Genomic DNA, 15,226 nt, shown 5'->3' on the forward strand with positions numbered 1-15,226 from the left:
TGGTGTAATGCACTGCCACGCAAAATTCTAAATTACCGGACACCACAAGAAGTATTCATTGAAGAAGTTAATAAGTTACTGGGTTTTTAAAAGTGTTCAATTTCATATTGCAATTTACTTCTTTTAAAAAACGTTAAATTGTGTTTAAAATGCAAGTTTTTATTCGGGGAGTATGGTATAATATTTTTGTGTATTTGTATTAAGAAAATGAGGTGAGCCTGTGGGAAAAGTAATAGCCATAACAAATCAAAAAGGTGGAGTCGGCAAGACTACCACATCGGTTAATTTAAGTGCTTGTATTGCAAATTCAGGCAAAAAAGTACTGCTTATTGATATGGATCCACAGGGAAATGCTTCAAGCGGACTTGGTATTGATAAAGATAGTTTAGAACTTTGCATTTATGATGTTTTAATCAATGGCATGACGATGAATGATGTTATCGTGCCGACAGCTCTAAAAAAATTAAAAATTGCGCCTGCATCAATCGATTTAGCCGGCGCCGGGGTTGAGTTAGTAAATTTACCGAAACGTGAGCATATTTTGAAAAAGGCATTGAAGGAAATCAGAGATGATTATGATTTTATTTTCATCGATTGCCCGCCATCATTAGATTTGCTTACGTTGAATGCACTGACAGCTGCTGACGGCGTATTAATTCCTATTCAAAGTGAATTTTATGCTTTGGAAGGCGTCAGTCAGTTGATTAATACCGTTAATTTAGTTAAAAAATCCCTCAATGAAAAACTTGAAATTGAAGGGGTATTATTAACTATGTTTGACGGTCGCACTAATTTGTCTATTCAAGTGGCTGATGAAGTGAAAAAATTTTTCACCACTAAAGTGTATAAAACTATCATTCCTCGTAATGTTCGGTTAAGTGAAGCCCCTAGTTACGGAGAACCGATTATTATTTATGATCCGCGTTCTAAGGGGGCCGAGGTATATATGAAATTAGCCAAGGAGGTCATCAAAAATGCCTAGAGACAGTAAGAAAAAGGGTGGTCTCGGCAGAGGTGTTCTTTCCTTGTTGCCGCAAGATACACCGGAAAAGGAATCAGCGGTAAATACAGATGTTGAGGCGGCCGGTAAACAGAACGGTATTGTGGAATTACCGGTAACAGACATTGAACCGAATCCAAATCAACCGCGTCGTCATTTTTTAGAAGATGAAATGGCAACATTGGTAGAATCGATTCGTCAATATGGTATCATCCAGCCTATCGTAGTTTGTAAAATGAATGATAAATATCAAATTGTGGCCGGTGAGCGTCGTTGGCGAGCAGCTCAAATAGCGGAACTCACGACCATACCGGTAGTTATTAAAGACTATAGTATGGAACAGATTACGGAAATTGCTTTGGTTGAAAATTTACAGCGTCAAGATTTGGACCCGGTAGAAGAAGCTTATGCCTATAAGCGCTTAATGGATACGTTTAAAAAGACGCAGGAAGCTATTGCTACTCGCTTGGGACGCAGTCGTTCCCATGTGGCCAATATGGTTCGCTTATTGCAATTGCCGGATTTTATCCTTACGGAATTATCGGTTGGAGATATTTCAATAGGTCAAGCCAGACCATTATTAAGCTTAAAAAATAAAGAGTTACAAAAAGAAGCGTTAAAGCTGATTAAAGAAAAAGAACTTACGGCCCGTCAAGTGGAAGCGCTGGTTAAGCAGATGACGGACGGTACATACGGTCAACCGGCTAAAGGCAGAAACAAAACTCCGCAAACAGCAGAGTTACGGGAGATTATGGATCGCTTAAAAGTGAGTCTCGGTGTGCCGGTAGACATTAAAATAAAAGCAGGTAAAAAGGTACAAGGGAAAATGGAGATAGCTTTTCGCAGTGAAGACGAATTGGACTATCTGATTGACTATTTAGAGGCCCAAGGAATGGGTGAAGTTGAGGGAGCTTCCCCTGCACAAACTGAGGCTGATACTGATGAATCAGCTTCCATTTCATTTCGTGTGTAACCTGCGCTTGTCATAATTTTTTGCGAGCACGGTACAATCACGACGTATATTAAAGGCAGGTAAGTAAGAAGCTATGACAACTATGGAACAAACACCAAAAGCAAATCGCGTTCATATCGGTTTTTTCGGTCGCTGTAATGCCGGTAAATCTACATTGATTAACATGCTTACAGGTCAGCCGATTGCACTGGTATCGGATATAGCGGGTACGACAACCGACCCTGTAAGTAAGGCTATGGAAATTTTGCCGTTGGGGCCGGTAGTTATTACCGATACGGCGGGCGTTGATGATACATCAGAACTCGGCCCGTTGCGTATTAATAAGACAAAGGAATTATTGCCGCGCATGAATTTGGCAGTCTATGTCTTGAAAACCGATGAGGCACTGACTGCTGCGGATTTGGAGTGGCTTGGTCTGTTACAGCGTCAAAATGTTAATACCTTGCTTATTTTGAATGAAGTGGCCGGTAAGACTGCCGACACATATATGGCAGAATCCGGCACTTTATTGAACGAATTAAACTTGCCTTGTATCGGGGCCAATTTATTGACGAACGATAAACAGCAGATAATTTTAGAAAAATTAGGCTCTATGAGACCAAAGGACAGTGAAGATGAGCAATCATTATTGGCCGGCTTAGTGGAACCTCATGATATTATACTTTTGGTATGTCCGATTGACGGAGCAGCACCGAAAGGACGCCTTATATTGCCGCAAGTACAGATGATTCGTGAGATTTTGGATGCTCATGGAATGAGTCTTGTTGTGCAGACGGAAGAAGTAGCAACGGCCCTTACTAAATTGGCGGAAAAACCTAAATTGGTGATTACCGATTCACAAGCTTTTGATGCCGTGGCTAAACAGGTACCGGATGATATTCCGCTTACCTCTTTTTCCATTTTGATGGCTCGTTTTAAAGGAAATTTAAAGACCTTAGCTGCCGGTGTCAAAGCTGTTAAAAACTTAAAACCCGGTTCTAAAGTATTGATTAGTGAAGGTTGTACGCATCATCGTCAATGCGATGATATCGGTACGGTTAAAATCCCGCGTTGGTTAAAACAAGCGGGCTATGAAGATTTAGATTTACAATGGACCAGTGGCGGTGCATTCCCCACTGATGTGACGGACTTCGATTTGATTATTCACTGCGGAGCTTGTATGTTGACGCGCCGAGAAGTATTACGACGTTTAGAGGTATCGGAAGAACAAGGGGTACCTATCGTAAATTATGGTGTGTTAATTGCGTCATTACATGGTATACTAGAGCGTGCACTTAGTCCGTTTGTTGCTGAATTATAAGATACGGTCGGTGCATTAATCTTTTAACAAGAATTAAGAATTTTATGTTATAATAATAGTTCGACCAATAGTCGTATTGATCGTTAAAAATGGTACCGCAGTTATACCGGTACCTCCTTATTATGGCCACAGTATTCATATTATTGCTGTATTAGGCTGTATTTTAATTTTAAATTCATTATATTCGTATAATTTTAAATAGAAAGGCAAATCATGTTAGAAAATATGCAACTTTGGATCGCCATTGCCGGCGGTTTATTACTTATTGTAGTATTTCTCTATTGCCTCGTGTTGCAAAGTAAAATTAATTCCTTAAGTAAACGGTATGATTATTTTATGCGCGGTGAAAATGGCAGTAGTTTAGAGCGTAAATTATCAGTAGAAGTTAAAGAATTGCGTGATGCGGCGGAATCCATTGAAGGTTTATTCCAGCAGCAAGAAGCAATTCAAGCAACACAGCATAATACATTTCAGAAAATCGGCTTTGTTAAATACAATGCCTTTGAAAATATAGGAAACGACTTATCGTTCTCCGTAACTTTATTGGATGGTAATAATAACGGGATTTGTATTTCCAGTGTGTATGGTCGCAGCGAATCTCGTATTTTCAGTAAGCCGATTGTCAATGGTAAAAGCCTTGCCAGTCTTTCGCAAGAAGAAATGGAAAGTTTACAGGAAGCTTTGGGAACTAAGAGCAATGAAGAAGCTCTTATTAGTGCATCCGTTGTAAAATAAGGCTAATGAAGTTTTTTTATAAGGTGGAAGGTTACAATTAGCAGTCACATTTTTATTTTAGCTGTGAAGTTTAAAATTTAATTAGTACCTGTTAAAGGCGTTAAAGGTTTAAGTAAAAAGAAGGAGTTGGGGCAATATATGAAAATACCGGGCTTTTTGGCACAGCATGTGCAAAGTCAGGGCGATTCGTATACGTTGCAAATAACAAAGCAGCAATGGCGTTGGGTTTTGACCGGCGTGGTTATATTGTTGGTTGTTACGCTGGGCTTTGGCATATGGGGGATTACCCGTCAGGCTGAAGTGATGCAATTACGTCAACAAACGCAGTTGCAGACGGAACAATTAAAATTATTGCAACAAAAGACAGAGATTTTAGATAAAAAAATGGAATCGTTGGATCAGTTGGATAAAGAGATCCGTCAAATGGTTAAGGGTTCTGAATCCGGTACTATACCGCAAGGCGGCGGTGAAGCACAAACACCGCAGGCTGCATCAGGCGATAAAGAGGAGCCTGGCGGTGCCACAAAGAGTGATTCTGACAGCGGAGTGAGTAATTCCGGTACTTCAGTAACGAGTTTATCGGCCAAATTATCGCGACTTGATCGTTTGGCACAACAACGAATGGCTTCGTTTTATATGTTACGCAATATTTTGCGTGACGGTGCAGGCCAGAATATCCGTGATTTACAGTCGGTAGCGTTTGCTGCCAATAATCCGGGCAATACATCTACGATGCCGTCTATTTGGCCGACTAAAGGGGTTATTACGTCCAATTTCGGTACTCGTATCGATCCTGTATATGGCGGTTCAGCTACCCATGAAGGCCTTGATATTGCTAATGATTACGGTACTCCGATTGTTGCAACGGCAGCCGGTACGGTTACTTTTGCCGATGCAACATCGGGTGGTTACGGTAATTTAGTTGAAATCGATCATGGCAATGGTTTTGTAACGCGTTACGGACATAACTCAGTCTTGCTTGTTCATGCAGGCATGCAAGTAAAACAAGGCGACACAATTGCTTTAATGGGCAGTACCGGTAAGAGTACGGGCAGTCATGTTCATTACGAAGTGGATATTAACGGCGTGGCTGTGGATCCGTTGTTATTCTTGCCGATTCAGTAATTTGTTTACGGTTATTTCCGGCTGATTTATGAAACAACAGCATAAGGGCGTTTGATAATTGTATAGTTATCATAAAAATAAAAGCTATAACATTCATATATGGTGTTGCGTGACGAGGAATTCTTCGGAATTACGTTGTTTCGCAATGCCTTAGGTGAGCTGTTATAGCTTTTTTGATTAAAAAAATCAAAAGAATTTTCAATGTATATACTTTAAGTATAACGCTATAAAGACAGATGTGGTAAAATGATAATATACAATTGTGTAAAGGAGGTCCATCATGGATACGTATGTGCAAGTCTATACGGGCGATGGCAAAGGTAAAACGACCGCTGCTATAGGATTGGCGATTCGCGCCATTGGTGCAGGCAAAAAAGTACTGTTTTTGCAATTTATGAAATCTAAGGTCTATAGTGAGCACGAAATTTTACCAACCCTACCTAACTTAACTCTGGAAACGGTAGGCAAGCCTTTTTTTATTATCCAGGAAGGGGTCAAGTCGAAAGAAGAATTGGCTCGTTGGGGTGATGAAGTCGTTGTATTTCCGGTCGGTAAACCGCCGGCTGATTATGTAGCCCTAATTGCCAAAGGTATGGAACGGGCTAAAGAAGCAACCGCCTCAGGTGAATATGATGTAGTTGTGCTTGATGAATATGTAATGGCTCTGTTTTTCGGACTCGTCAGTCGTGAAGAAACCGAGGCTTTATTGGCACATCGTTCACCAAAGACGGAATTGATTTTTACCGGACGCGGTGCACCGGATTGGCTCATTGATGCGGCTGATTTGGTTACTTCTATGGAAGAAGTAAAACATTATTACACAAAAGGCGTTTTGGCCAGAGCCGGTATTGAAAATTAACCGTAATAAAATCAGATAGAATATTTTAAGTTATGAGATTTAAAATAGAGGAATTTTTTCACTCTATGGAGAATATTTAAAAGAATGCCCTTTTCAGAGACTGAAGGGGCTCGGCGGATATAGAGAAAACCGCAAGGAGTTACTATAGGAGGGTAGGTGTTGCCTGTGACCGGATTAGCCATAGTGCTACTGGTTATTTTTGTTCTGATTATAGTCGCCATTTTTAATCCCATTACGTATGAGGTTGAATTATCAGCGCGTAAACCATATAAAGCGCGTCTTTTCATCCAGTGGTGGGGAAAAATGTTCCGTATTCACTTTGCCTATGAGCAGGAGAAACCTTTTTTCAAAGAAGTCTATATTTTGCGTAAAGCAAAATTGGGCAATGTCCGTGATTATGAAGATTGGCTGTCACGCCGTGTAGCGGAAGAAACAGCTGAAGCTGATGAATCTAAGGTTTACGAAGAGGAATTAGAAAAAGCACGGAACAAAGAGGAAGAAGAATCTAAAGACACTGTACCGAAGACAGTCATCAAAAGCGTACGCTTTGATGCTGACGGTAAACCGGTAGAAATGGTGGAAGAAGTCGTTGAAACAAGCGGTGACCGCATTGTAATGACCGATCCGACTACGGGAAATATTGAAGGAACCGTGTCACCGAGTGAATTGCGGGCTGAAAATGAAGCAGCGGCTGCTAAGGCGGCACGTCAAGCTGAAAAAGGAACCGAGTCTGACAGTCAATCTGATAGTACTGAAGATGCAAAAAGTACTGATGATAAAGAGGCTAAGGAAAATGATCCTAATAAACGATGGTGGCTCAAACATGTAACCAATGGCGCCCTATATGAGAAATTGTTGCTGTTTACGAAGCGTTGTTACAATCATTCGAAACCTCGTCAATTTGAAATTGAAGGTCAGTTCGGCACGGGTAATCCGTATCAAATGGGTTTAACCGCGGCTGCTTTATACTCGATTTGGCCTGAAAAAATGTCTCGGGTTGAATTAAGTTATATGGAACCGGCTTTCCGCGGCAGCTTAGATGTACGCGGTCGTATCAGTCCGGGCGTACTCGCTTTCTACGGTACTTTATTTGCCGTATCAAAACCGGTACGAGATCTTCTGATTGATGTGGTAAAATTTGCTTTGCGTTATCGTAAAGCACAGAAGGCCAAAAAAGAAGCCGAAGCTAAAGAAGCTGATAAGAAACAGGCTGCAGACAAAAATAACAAAGCTAAAGAATCAGATACCAAAGATAAAGCAGCAGCGTAATCGCATTGCTTGTTATACGTGAAACTAATCGGTGTGAAGTACACATGTATTAAGGAGGATACTCATGGAAAATAAAAGCGTCTTTATTAAAGAGAATTTACAGCCTATTTTTGAAAAATTCAAAGATATGATTAAAGTGGAAACTGTAGTCGGTGAGGCAATTCAAATCGGCGATGCTACACTTGTTCCTTTCGTTGATGTAACCATGGGCTTCGGTACCGGTGGTGCCGGTAAAGGCGATTGTGGCGGTGCCGGCGGCGGTGCTAAAATGGAACCGACTGCCATCCTCGTTATTAAAGGGGAACGCGTTGAATTATTCAATATTAAAGGTTCTGCTAAATACAGCGGTTTTGACCGTCTTATCGGTATGGTTCCTGAAATTATCTCTAAACTAAAAAAGGACCAATATATTTATATCAATGAAAACGATGAAAAATAAAATTTAGTATCTCCAAACAGCCTCTTCTTTAAGGGGCTGTTTGGAGATACTATTGATTTTATAGATGATTCATTTGATATTCATTATCAATCGGTATGATAAATACATGACAAAAATGAATATAAAGTATTAAATTTATTTTTTTAGATATTGTACTTTCCCTGTATTTCTGTTACTATAGTGAGTATAGGGCAACATAATACGCTCTAGTATTGTAAGGAGGTCTTTGGGACATGAATTTTAAAAAGAATCTTGCTGCTTTAGCAGTTATTGGAACAATCGGTTTAGGTGCTGCCAGCGCAGCTAATGTTGGCGTAGTTAATATGGCTCAGGTAATGCAGGCATATCCTGGTTACGGTGCTATTCAGATGCAGGCTCAGAAAGTTGAACAGGAATACGCTCCAAAACTTCAGAAATTGGAAACTGAAATCAACGCTATTAAAGACGAAAAAGCTAAACAGGACGCTATTGATAAAAAATATGCTCCGGTAGCTCAGAAATACAACGAAGAAATGAACAAAATCTTCGCACCTGTTGACGCTAAAATCCAGAAAAAATTGGATCAGGTACGTGCTCAGAAAAACTTACCTTTCATCGTAGCTAACCCTACTGTAATCGTAAGCATCGAACCAAATTCCACTGCTGAAAACGTAACTGACGATGTAATTGCTTTGTTGAAATAAGCAAGTAAATTCATTAGTAAGGGGCTATCATATTGATAGCAGACCCTCATTAAAAAAAGCGAGTCAAGGATGACCTTGGCTCGCTTTTACTTTTTATGAGGCTATAGAATAAGGGTTACGTGTAAATATGTTGTTTGAATCACGATGCATTCCTATGAGGATGGAATGTATCGTTTTTTTATTCCGGTTTGTGTACTAATGTAACGATGAATTCACTGTCTTCCACCAGCGTTGCCTGAATGAAGTTATCACCGTTGAAATGTAGCACCGTACCCGGAGTTAATACATGTTGTTCTTCCTGATTGAGTTGAACATCTACTTTGCCTTTAACTACGGTAAAGACTACATTGGCTTCCGGATGATTATGGTTTTCCACTTTTTCACCGGCTTTGCCGCCTTTTTTTACGACTACGAAATTAGGTCCTTGGAATAATAAGCCTAATTCGTTTTTTTCTGTACTAACCATGAGAATACCTCCTTTACGGGTAAAAAAATTGCCGACAGTACGTTGCCTTATAGACTATAAGGGAAAGGTAAATTAGTTATAAAGTGCAATGGTCAGCTGTCGGCAAGATCTATAATATGTTGTTTATTTTAGGGGCGTACATTACATAGCTGCTGTTTTGGCTATGTGTTCAAATCTTTTATTAAGCACGTACAATTTTGTACTGTGGGAATTCACCGTCAATTAATTCTACGGTGAATTTAAATTTAGGATCGGCGGCACTTACGAAGCCGGTGAACCAAGCTTGGTAAGTGGCCATCATGAATGTTTGATCCACGCCGGCCTTGGCCCAGTTGGCTTTTTGATTGGCATGACTGCCTTCCCAAACATATTCGTCAGGCGTATCGGCCAGAACCGTGTCACCGCCGTCACAAGGCATGCCGTTCAGGTAGTAGTTTTGCATAACCTGGTAGATTTCCTGCGGTGTATGCTCACCTTTATTAAGCTCGTCAGCCGCTACTTTCCCACAAGCGGCACCCTGGGTTACGAAGGCGGTTAAAATAGCCGTTTCCGCATCTTCGCCACCGCAATCAAGCAAGTCTTTGATGAAATTAGCCTCACGAACTGTCGCAATCTCAATCTGGTTCTGTAACCAGCCGTGAATATTGCTGTGGTCGATGATCATTTCAAGATTACGATCGGCCGGAATCGGTTTACCGTAAAGATCGACGGCTACGAAATGAAGTTCATCGGCTAAATCACCTAAGGATTTCTGAGCTTCTTTATAAATTAAATCTTCGCGCTCGATAACGAGGCGGATTTTTTTATACAACCAAAAATGAATATGACCCAAGAATGCTGACATGATTACGCTCCTTTACGAAGATTATTCAAACGAGTTACGAGTTCGGCAACATCAAAGCCGTGAATAGAAGCGGCCTGCCATAACGGTTCGGAAGTGGCGGACGGACAGCCGAGACAGCCCATGCCGATTTCTTGGAGAGCCGGAATGGTGTTTGGATATACTTCAATGATTTCACGAATGATGGAGTTTTCTGTAATAGGTTCACCTGCTTGTAAGCCCTGCGCACCGTTTATGCCCATACCCGGTAATTTTACAGCCGGTTCGGCGTTTACATTGGCAGCGGCAGCTGCGCTGATGGTCGCGGTTACTTTGGTATCAGCTGCTTTAGTATTAGCTAAATCGCCCAATACAGCTTCTTTGAAAGCGTCGAGACCGATGCGATCGATGAAGGCGCCGATACGTTCAATGTGAGCGTTTTCTTTGTAGAAGGTTACCATACGGTTAACTAACTCCAATACTTCTTTTTCCGTTGCGACTTCGGCAATGAGGTCGGCGAAGCGAGGATGAGCCCCAGCACTGCCGCCGGCATATACCTGCCAACCGTCAACGGTACCGATAACCCCGATATCTTTGGTGATGGATTCGGAACAGGAGTTCGGGCAACCGGATACGCCCATTTTCATTTTGGACGGCATTTCTTGAGATACATATAATTTTTCGAGTTTCATACCGAGGCTTACGCTGTCTTGTTTAGCACGTTTACAGAATGTTGTACCCGGGCAAATTTTGACACTGCGTACGCGGTTGGATGTGGTGTAAGCCGGTGCCATGCCGAGCATGTCCCAAGCTTTATCTACATCTTCCGCTTTTAAATTGGTGATCATAATGCGTTGACCACCGGTGATTTTGAGGGTGGCTTTGAATGTGTTAGCCACATCTATAAATTTTTGAAGCATAGCGGGTTGTACGAAACCTCCCGGAATGCGTGGTGTAATTGCATAACGGCGTTCACCGTTGCGAATGCGTTGTAAGTTACCTGCTACTTGAGCCATAATTGTCATCGTCCTTTCCCTTGACGGCACTCACTTTACGAGTGCAATACTTCTACGTATAATAAAGAAGGTATCGTTTACTTTTTAATACGTTTAAACGATTACTTCATATTCTTTAGTAAACGGAACTTTTCGTGTTTACATGCTTATTATAGGACATTTAACTTGAAATGTATGTAGCCGGTGCTACATTTTTATTTTTTTAGATATAATTTAAGAATGATTCGTTATTGCACTTCTGAAAAGGGAATGGCTGTATAGGCAGTCATTCAACATAACGATTATGTCATGCGAGGTATGTAATGAAACAGTTATATGAAAAGGTATTAACCGGACGGTTTGTAGAGCGCCCCAATCGTTTTGTAGTCCATTTGGCGATGGATCATTTGGATGGTGAAGTGGTTCCGGCCCATTTACCTAATCCGGGGCGCATGTGGGAATTACTATATCCGGGTGTGAAATTTTATGTGGTGCATCACCCGAAGGCGGGAGCTAAAACGCAATATCGTGTTATCGGCATTGAGCGTGACGGTGTGCCAATTATGCTTGATACCAATTATAGTAATGATGTGGCTGAGTATTTAATCGCGACTAAACAAATTCCGGGCTGGGAAGAGTGGTCGGTGGTGCGCCGTGAGTATACGGTGGGCAACAGCCGCTTCGACTTGTTTTTGACCAATGATGACGGGGAAGCTTTTTTATTGGAAGTAAAATCATGCACCTTATTCAGCAGTGAAGGAGCCATGTTTCCTGATGCCATAACGGAACGGGGACGGAAACATTTATTGCATTTGCAGGCCTTACAAAGTGAAGGCTACCATACGGGCGTCTTGTTTTTGGTGCAATGGGAACGGGCCCGTTGGTTTCTGCCGGATTATCACACGGATTTGGAATTTGCCAAAACATTTGCCGAAGTAGCGGGTGATCTTGATTGGAAAGCCATAGCCCTTCGTTGGACGGAAGAATTTACCATGCCCACAGTCATTCGTGAATGTCACTATGATGCGAACTTGCTTCGCCGTGAAGCGGAAGATCGCGGTGATTATTTGGTGGTCTTACAATTGCCGGATGCTATGGATTTAGAAATTGGCAGCAAGGGTGTCATGCATTTTGAAGCCGGTTATTATACCTATGTAGGTTCCGCTAAAGCTAATTTGACGAAGCGTTTGGAGCGCCATAAACGGAAACGTAAGAAACTCCATTGGCATCTTGATTATTTCCGCTCTCATTGTGAAATGATTGCTACTGTACCGATTAGAAGCAGTGCAGATTTGGAATGCGAACTGGCTAAAGCTATGAAAAAACTGGACACATGGGAAGTGCCGGGATTCGGCTCCAGTGATTGCGATTGCAACAGTCATTTATTCGGTACGACTTACAATCCGATTCATAATGAACCGTTTATGCTCATGGTAGAGAATTTCCGCATGAATCGCTTGGATGAGGAGATTTAACATATGGAGATTGCTAAATCATTATTCTATTTCGTCGTGGCCGGTCTTTTTGAAATCGGTGGCGGCTACCTGGTATGGCTTGCTTTAAAAGAGGATAAGGGCCCTTGGTACTTGGCGGCCGGTGCGGTGGTGCTATTTTTATACGGCATCGTGCCTACCTTGCAGGAAGCCTCTTTCGGTCGTGTCTACGCGGCGTACGGTGGAATTTTCATCGTTTTATCCATCCTTTGGGGCTGGCAGGTTGATAAAGTAGTGCCCGATATGGCCGATTTAGTCGGCGGAGCCATCGCTCTGGTCGGTGTTTTGATTATTATGTACTATCCGCGTTAACGGATATGGTACATTTTGATAAATGCCTTAAAAGTCACAATAAACCGGCTTAGATAATGCGATAACTGCGTGAAAAAGTAGCGAAAAAGCACTAAAAATGCTATAATATAAGTTGCTAATAAATTAAATGAGCGATTGAAATGTACTATTAGTTATTATTAAATGAGGTGAGACTGTGGAGGAAACGACCTGGAGTCACGGGAAAATTGAGCCCGTCCAGATTGATAAAGAAATGAAGAGCTCCTATATCGATTATGCCATGAGTGTAATCGTTATGCGTGCCTTACCGGATGTTCGCGATGGTCTTAAACCGGTGCATCGTCGTATTTTGTACGCTATGCATGAAACCGGTATGGCCCCTAATAAGCCTTATAAGAAATCGGCCCGTATCGTCGGGGATGTACTTGGTAAATATCATCCGCACGGGGATAGTTCCGTATATGATGCGACGGTGCGTTTGGCACAGGATTTTAATACGCGTTACCTCTTGGTAGACGGTCATGGCAACTTCGGTTCTATCGACGGTGACTCGGCGGCGGCTATGCGTTATACGGAAGTACGTATGGCTCGTATTACTACGGAAATGCTTGCTGATATCGACAAAGATACTGTTGATTTCATGCCGAACTATGATGAATCTTTACAAGAACCGACTGTATTGCCGGCTAAAATTCCGAACTTGTTAATTAACGGTTCGGCCGGTATTGCGGTTGGTATGGCAACGAATATTCCGCCGCATAACTTGAATGAAGTGGCGGACGGCTTAATTATGCTCATCGACAATCCGGATGCGGATGTTAATGATTTGATGACTGCCATTAAAGGTCCGGACTTCCCGACCGGGGCGTTAATTCTCGGTCGTGACGGTATTAAAAAAGCTTACAGCACCGGTCGCGGCAGTATTAAGATGCGTGCCCGTGCCACTATTGAAGAAATGAACAAGGGCAAACATCGTATCGTGGTAACGGAAATTCCGTACCAGGTAAATAAAGCCCGAGTTATTGAAAGTATTGCCGAATTAAGCCGTGATAAAGTTATCGACGGTATTACGGCTCTTCGTGACGAAAGTGACCGTCGCGGTATGCGTATCGTGGTAGAACTTCGTGCCGATGTACAGCCTGATATCGTTCTTAATAAATTGTATAAACACACTCAATTGCAAGACACCTTTGGTGTAATCATGCTTGCCTTGGTAGACGGTCATCCGCGCGTATTGACGTTAAAAGAAGTGCTCACGCATTACTTAAATCATCGTTTAGGTGTTATCGTTCGCCGTACGCAGTTTGAATTGGCCAAAGCAGAAGCACGTGCTCACATCTTGGAAGGCTTGCTCATCGCACTTGATCATATCGATGAAGTTATTGCTACGATTCGCGCATCGGAAACTGATGAAATCGCGAAAAACGCATTGATGCAAAAATTCGGTTTAACCGAAAAACAAGCCGTAGCTATTTTGGATATGCGTTTACGTCGCTTGACCGGTTTGGAACGCGAAAAGATTGAAGACGAATACAAACAGTTGGAAATCCTCATTGCGGACTTGAAAGCCATCTTGGCCAGCGAAGAACGTCAACGCGGTATCATTAAAGACGAATTGACCGATATGAAACAGAAATACGGTGACAAACGTCGCAGTGAAATTACGATTGATACCTCCGAACTTGATGTGGAAGATTTGATTGCCGATGAAGAAATGGTTATCACATTGACTCGTCAGGGCTATATTAAACGCATGAATGCCAATGTATATCGCAACCAGCATAAAGGCGGTGTGGGCGTAGTCGGCATGAAGACGAAGGAAGATGATTATGTAGTACAGATTTCTCATGTACGCACTCATAATACACTCTTATTCTTCACGACGGCGGGTCGTGTATATCGCTTGAAAGGTTACGAAGTACCGGAAGCATCAAGCCGTAACTCACGCGGTACAGCGATTATCAATGTATTGCCACTCAATGTGGGTGAAACAGTTACGACCATGATTGATATGGAAACAGTTGACCATAGCCTTAACTTGTTAATGGTAACGAAACAAGGTGTAGTAAAACGTACCTCCATTGAAGAGTATCAAAACATTCGCCGCAGCGGTTTGAATGCGATTTCCTTGGCTGATGATGATCGACTCATTTCCGTATGCCTTACTTCCGGTAATCAGGATGTTCTCTTGGGAACCCGTAAAGGCATGGCTATTCGTTTCAATGAAGAAGACGTACGTCTCATGAAACGTTCCGCTCAGGGTGTTCGCGGTATTAAACTTAATGCCGGTGATGATGTAGTCGGTGCCGGTGTGATTACCGAATCGGGCGAAGTCTGTCAGGTATTTACCATCAGTGAAGAAGGTTTCGGTAAACGCAACAGCGAAGATGCATACTCGCTCCAGAAACGCGGTGGCAAAGGGACGAAAAACTTCCGCATTACCGACAAAACCGGTGATGTCGTAGCCGTAGAAATCGTAACTGACAGTGATGAAGTAATGCTTATCTCCGAACAGGGCAAGATTATTCGTTTTGATATGAAAGATATTGCCGTTAAAAAAGGTAAAGCAATTTCCGGTGTAAAATTGCAGAATCTTGAAGGCGGGGATAAAGTAGCTTCCGTTGCTATTATCGCCAAAGATGAGTTGGATACAGAAGAAGACAGCTTGTTCTAAGTTGTTTTAATCAATAAAAATAAAAGGTATTGTAAGACTACAATCCTAAAATAAAGCGGTTTGAAGATTTAGGTAGCTTCAAGCCGCTTTATTGATTTTTTATT

Annotated in this window: 15 protein-coding genes and 1 pseudogene; 13 read left to right on the plus strand and 3 right to left on the minus strand. The window is 42.0% G+C overall.

The features are described 5' to 3' along the window. The 10 genes and pseudogenes from EO126_RS11130 to EO126_RS00045 all read left to right on the plus strand — a co-directional run. Positions 1 to 127: pseudogene (locus EO126_RS11130) on the plus strand (IS30 family transposase); the annotation flags it as partial. A gap of 93 nt (positions 128 to 220) precedes the next feature. Then, positions 221 to 982, plus strand: coding sequence for a ParA family protein (locus EO126_RS00005; RefSeq protein WP_006555266.1), 762 nt, complete (start codon positions 221 to 223; stop codon positions 980 to 982). Continuing rightward, the gene (locus EO126_RS00010; RefSeq protein ID WP_127006821.1) at positions 975 to 1,973 is read left to right on the plus strand and encodes a ParB/RepB/Spo0J family partition protein; all 999 of its coding nucleotides are present in this window, start codon (positions 975 to 977) and stop codon (positions 1,971 to 1,973) included. The genes EO126_RS00005 and EO126_RS00010 overlap by 8 nt, the downstream gene beginning before the upstream one ends. 82 nt (positions 1,974 to 2,055) lie before the next feature. Next, complete coding sequence (gene hydF / locus EO126_RS00015; RefSeq protein WP_127006823.1) at positions 2,056 to 3,273, plus strand: [FeFe] hydrogenase H-cluster maturation GTPase HydF; 1,218 nt, start codon at positions 2,056 to 2,058, stop codon at positions 3,271 to 3,273. A 213-nt stretch (positions 3,274 to 3,486) separates the two neighbouring features. Continuing rightward, on the plus strand, positions 3,487 to 4,008 hold the full coding sequence (locus tag EO126_RS00020) for a DUF4446 family protein (protein WP_127006825.1): 522 nt from the start codon (positions 3,487 to 3,489) through the stop codon (positions 4,006 to 4,008). A gap of 138 nt (positions 4,009 to 4,146) precedes the next feature. Next, positions 4,147 to 5,133, plus strand: coding sequence for a M23 family metallopeptidase (locus EO126_RS00025; RefSeq protein WP_006555270.1), 987 nt, complete (start codon positions 4,147 to 4,149; stop codon positions 5,131 to 5,133). Positions 5,134 to 5,413: 280 nt separating this feature from the next. Continuing rightward, complete coding sequence (locus EO126_RS00030) at positions 5,414 to 5,992, plus strand: cob(I)yrinic acid a,c-diamide adenosyltransferase (RefSeq protein WP_127006827.1); 579 nt, start codon at positions 5,414 to 5,416, stop codon at positions 5,990 to 5,992. Between the two features lie 159 nt (positions 5,993 to 6,151). Then, on the plus strand, positions 6,152 to 7,261 hold the full coding sequence (locus EO126_RS00035; protein ID WP_127006829.1) for a hypothetical protein: 1,110 nt from the start codon (positions 6,152 to 6,154) through the stop codon (positions 7,259 to 7,261). 64 nt (positions 7,262 to 7,325) lie between these two features. Further along, the gene (locus tag EO126_RS00040; protein ID WP_127006831.1) at positions 7,326 to 7,700 is read left to right on the plus strand and encodes a GerW family sporulation protein; all 375 of its coding nucleotides are present in this window, start codon (positions 7,326 to 7,328) and stop codon (positions 7,698 to 7,700) included. A gap of 233 nt (positions 7,701 to 7,933) precedes the next feature. After that, the gene (locus tag EO126_RS00045; protein WP_127006833.1) at positions 7,934 to 8,383 is read left to right on the plus strand and encodes an OmpH/Skp family outer membrane protein; all 450 of its coding nucleotides are present in this window, start codon (positions 7,934 to 7,936) and stop codon (positions 8,381 to 8,383) included. A 178-nt stretch (positions 8,384 to 8,561) separates the two neighbouring features. Here EO126_RS00045 and EO126_RS00050 read toward each other — a convergent pair whose 3' ends face one another. The 3 genes from EO126_RS00050 to EO126_RS00060 all read right to left on the minus strand — a co-directional run bounded on the left by EO126_RS00050 (position 8,562) and on the right by EO126_RS00060 (position 10,685). Continuing rightward, entirely contained in the window at positions 8,562 to 8,849 is a 288-nt protein-coding gene (locus tag EO126_RS00050) for a cupin domain-containing protein (RefSeq protein WP_006555275.1), read from the minus strand. 181 nt (positions 8,850 to 9,030) lie between these two features. Next, the gene (locus EO126_RS00055; protein ID WP_006555276.1) at positions 9,031 to 9,693 is read right to left on the minus strand and encodes a hypothetical protein; all 663 of its coding nucleotides are present in this window, start codon (positions 9,691 to 9,693) and stop codon (positions 9,031 to 9,033) included. Between the two features lie 2 nt (positions 9,694 to 9,695). Then, complete coding sequence (locus EO126_RS00060) at positions 9,696 to 10,685, minus strand: DUF1858 domain-containing protein (RefSeq protein ID WP_127006835.1); 990 nt, start codon at positions 10,683 to 10,685, stop codon at positions 9,696 to 9,698. A 302-nt stretch (positions 10,686 to 10,987) separates the two neighbouring features. Here EO126_RS00060 and sfsA point away from each other — a divergent pair, with 302 nt between their 5' ends. The 3 genes from sfsA to gyrA all read left to right on the plus strand — a co-directional run bounded on the left by sfsA (position 10,988) and on the right by gyrA (position 15,122). Beyond that, on the plus strand, positions 10,988 to 12,139 hold the full coding sequence (gene sfsA / locus EO126_RS00065; RefSeq protein ID WP_127006837.1) for a DNA/RNA nuclease SfsA: 1,152 nt from the start codon (positions 10,988 to 10,990) through the stop codon (positions 12,137 to 12,139). A gap of 9 nt (positions 12,140 to 12,148) precedes the next feature. Further along, positions 12,149 to 12,469 (plus strand): YnfA family protein, encoded by a 321-nt coding sequence (locus EO126_RS00070; RefSeq protein WP_206168748.1) that lies wholly within the window; start codon positions 12,149 to 12,151, stop codon positions 12,467 to 12,469. Between the two features lie 175 nt (positions 12,470 to 12,644). Further along, entirely contained in the window at positions 12,645 to 15,122 is a 2,478-nt protein-coding gene (gene gyrA / locus EO126_RS00075; RefSeq protein ID WP_127006841.1) for a DNA gyrase subunit A, read from the plus strand. The last annotated feature ends 104 nt before the right edge of the window (positions 15,123 to 15,226 follow it).

The sequence above is a fragment of the Veillonella seminalis genome (assembly GCF_003992065.1).
In the GTDB taxonomy this organism is placed as follows: Bacteria; Bacillota; Negativicutes; order Veillonellales; family Veillonellaceae; genus Veillonella_A; species Veillonella_A seminalis.

Bases quoted from the DNA above. Each gene is read 5' to 3' on its own strand.
- EO126_RS00030 (WP_127006827.1), top strand. From the start codon at position 5,414: ATGGATACGTATGTGCAAGTCTATACGGGCGATGGCAAAGGTAAAACG.
- EO126_RS00060 (WP_127006835.1), bottom strand. From the start codon at position 10,685: ATGGCTCAAGTAGCAGGTAACTTACAACGCATTCGCAACGGTGAACGC.
- EO126_RS00050 (WP_006555275.1), bottom strand. From the start codon at position 8,849: ATGGTTAGTACAGAAAAAAACGAATTAGGCTTATTATTCCAAGGACCT.
- sfsA (WP_127006837.1), top strand. From the start codon at position 10,988: ATGAAACAGTTATATGAAAAGGTATTAACCGGACGGTTTGTAGAGCGC.
- EO126_RS00025 (WP_006555270.1), top strand. From the start codon at position 4,147: ATGAAAATACCGGGCTTTTTGGCACAGCATGTGCAAAGTCAGGGCGAT.
- EO126_RS00010 (WP_127006821.1), top strand. From the start codon at position 975: ATGCCTAGAGACAGTAAGAAAAAGGGTGGTCTCGGCAGAGGTGTTCTT.
- EO126_RS00045 (WP_127006833.1), top strand. From the start codon at position 7,934: ATGAATTTTAAAAAGAATCTTGCTGCTTTAGCAGTTATTGGAACAATC.
- hydF (WP_127006823.1), top strand. From the start codon at position 2,056: ATGGAACAAACACCAAAAGCAAATCGCGTTCATATCGGTTTTTTCGGT.
- EO126_RS00040 (WP_127006831.1), top strand. From the start codon at position 7,326: ATGGAAAATAAAAGCGTCTTTATTAAAGAGAATTTACAGCCTATTTTT.
- EO126_RS00020 (WP_127006825.1), top strand. From the start codon at position 3,487: ATGTTAGAAAATATGCAACTTTGGATCGCCATTGCCGGCGGTTTATTA.
- EO126_RS00055 (WP_006555276.1), bottom strand. From the start codon at position 9,693: ATGTCAGCATTCTTGGGTCATATTCATTTTTGGTTGTATAAAAAAATC.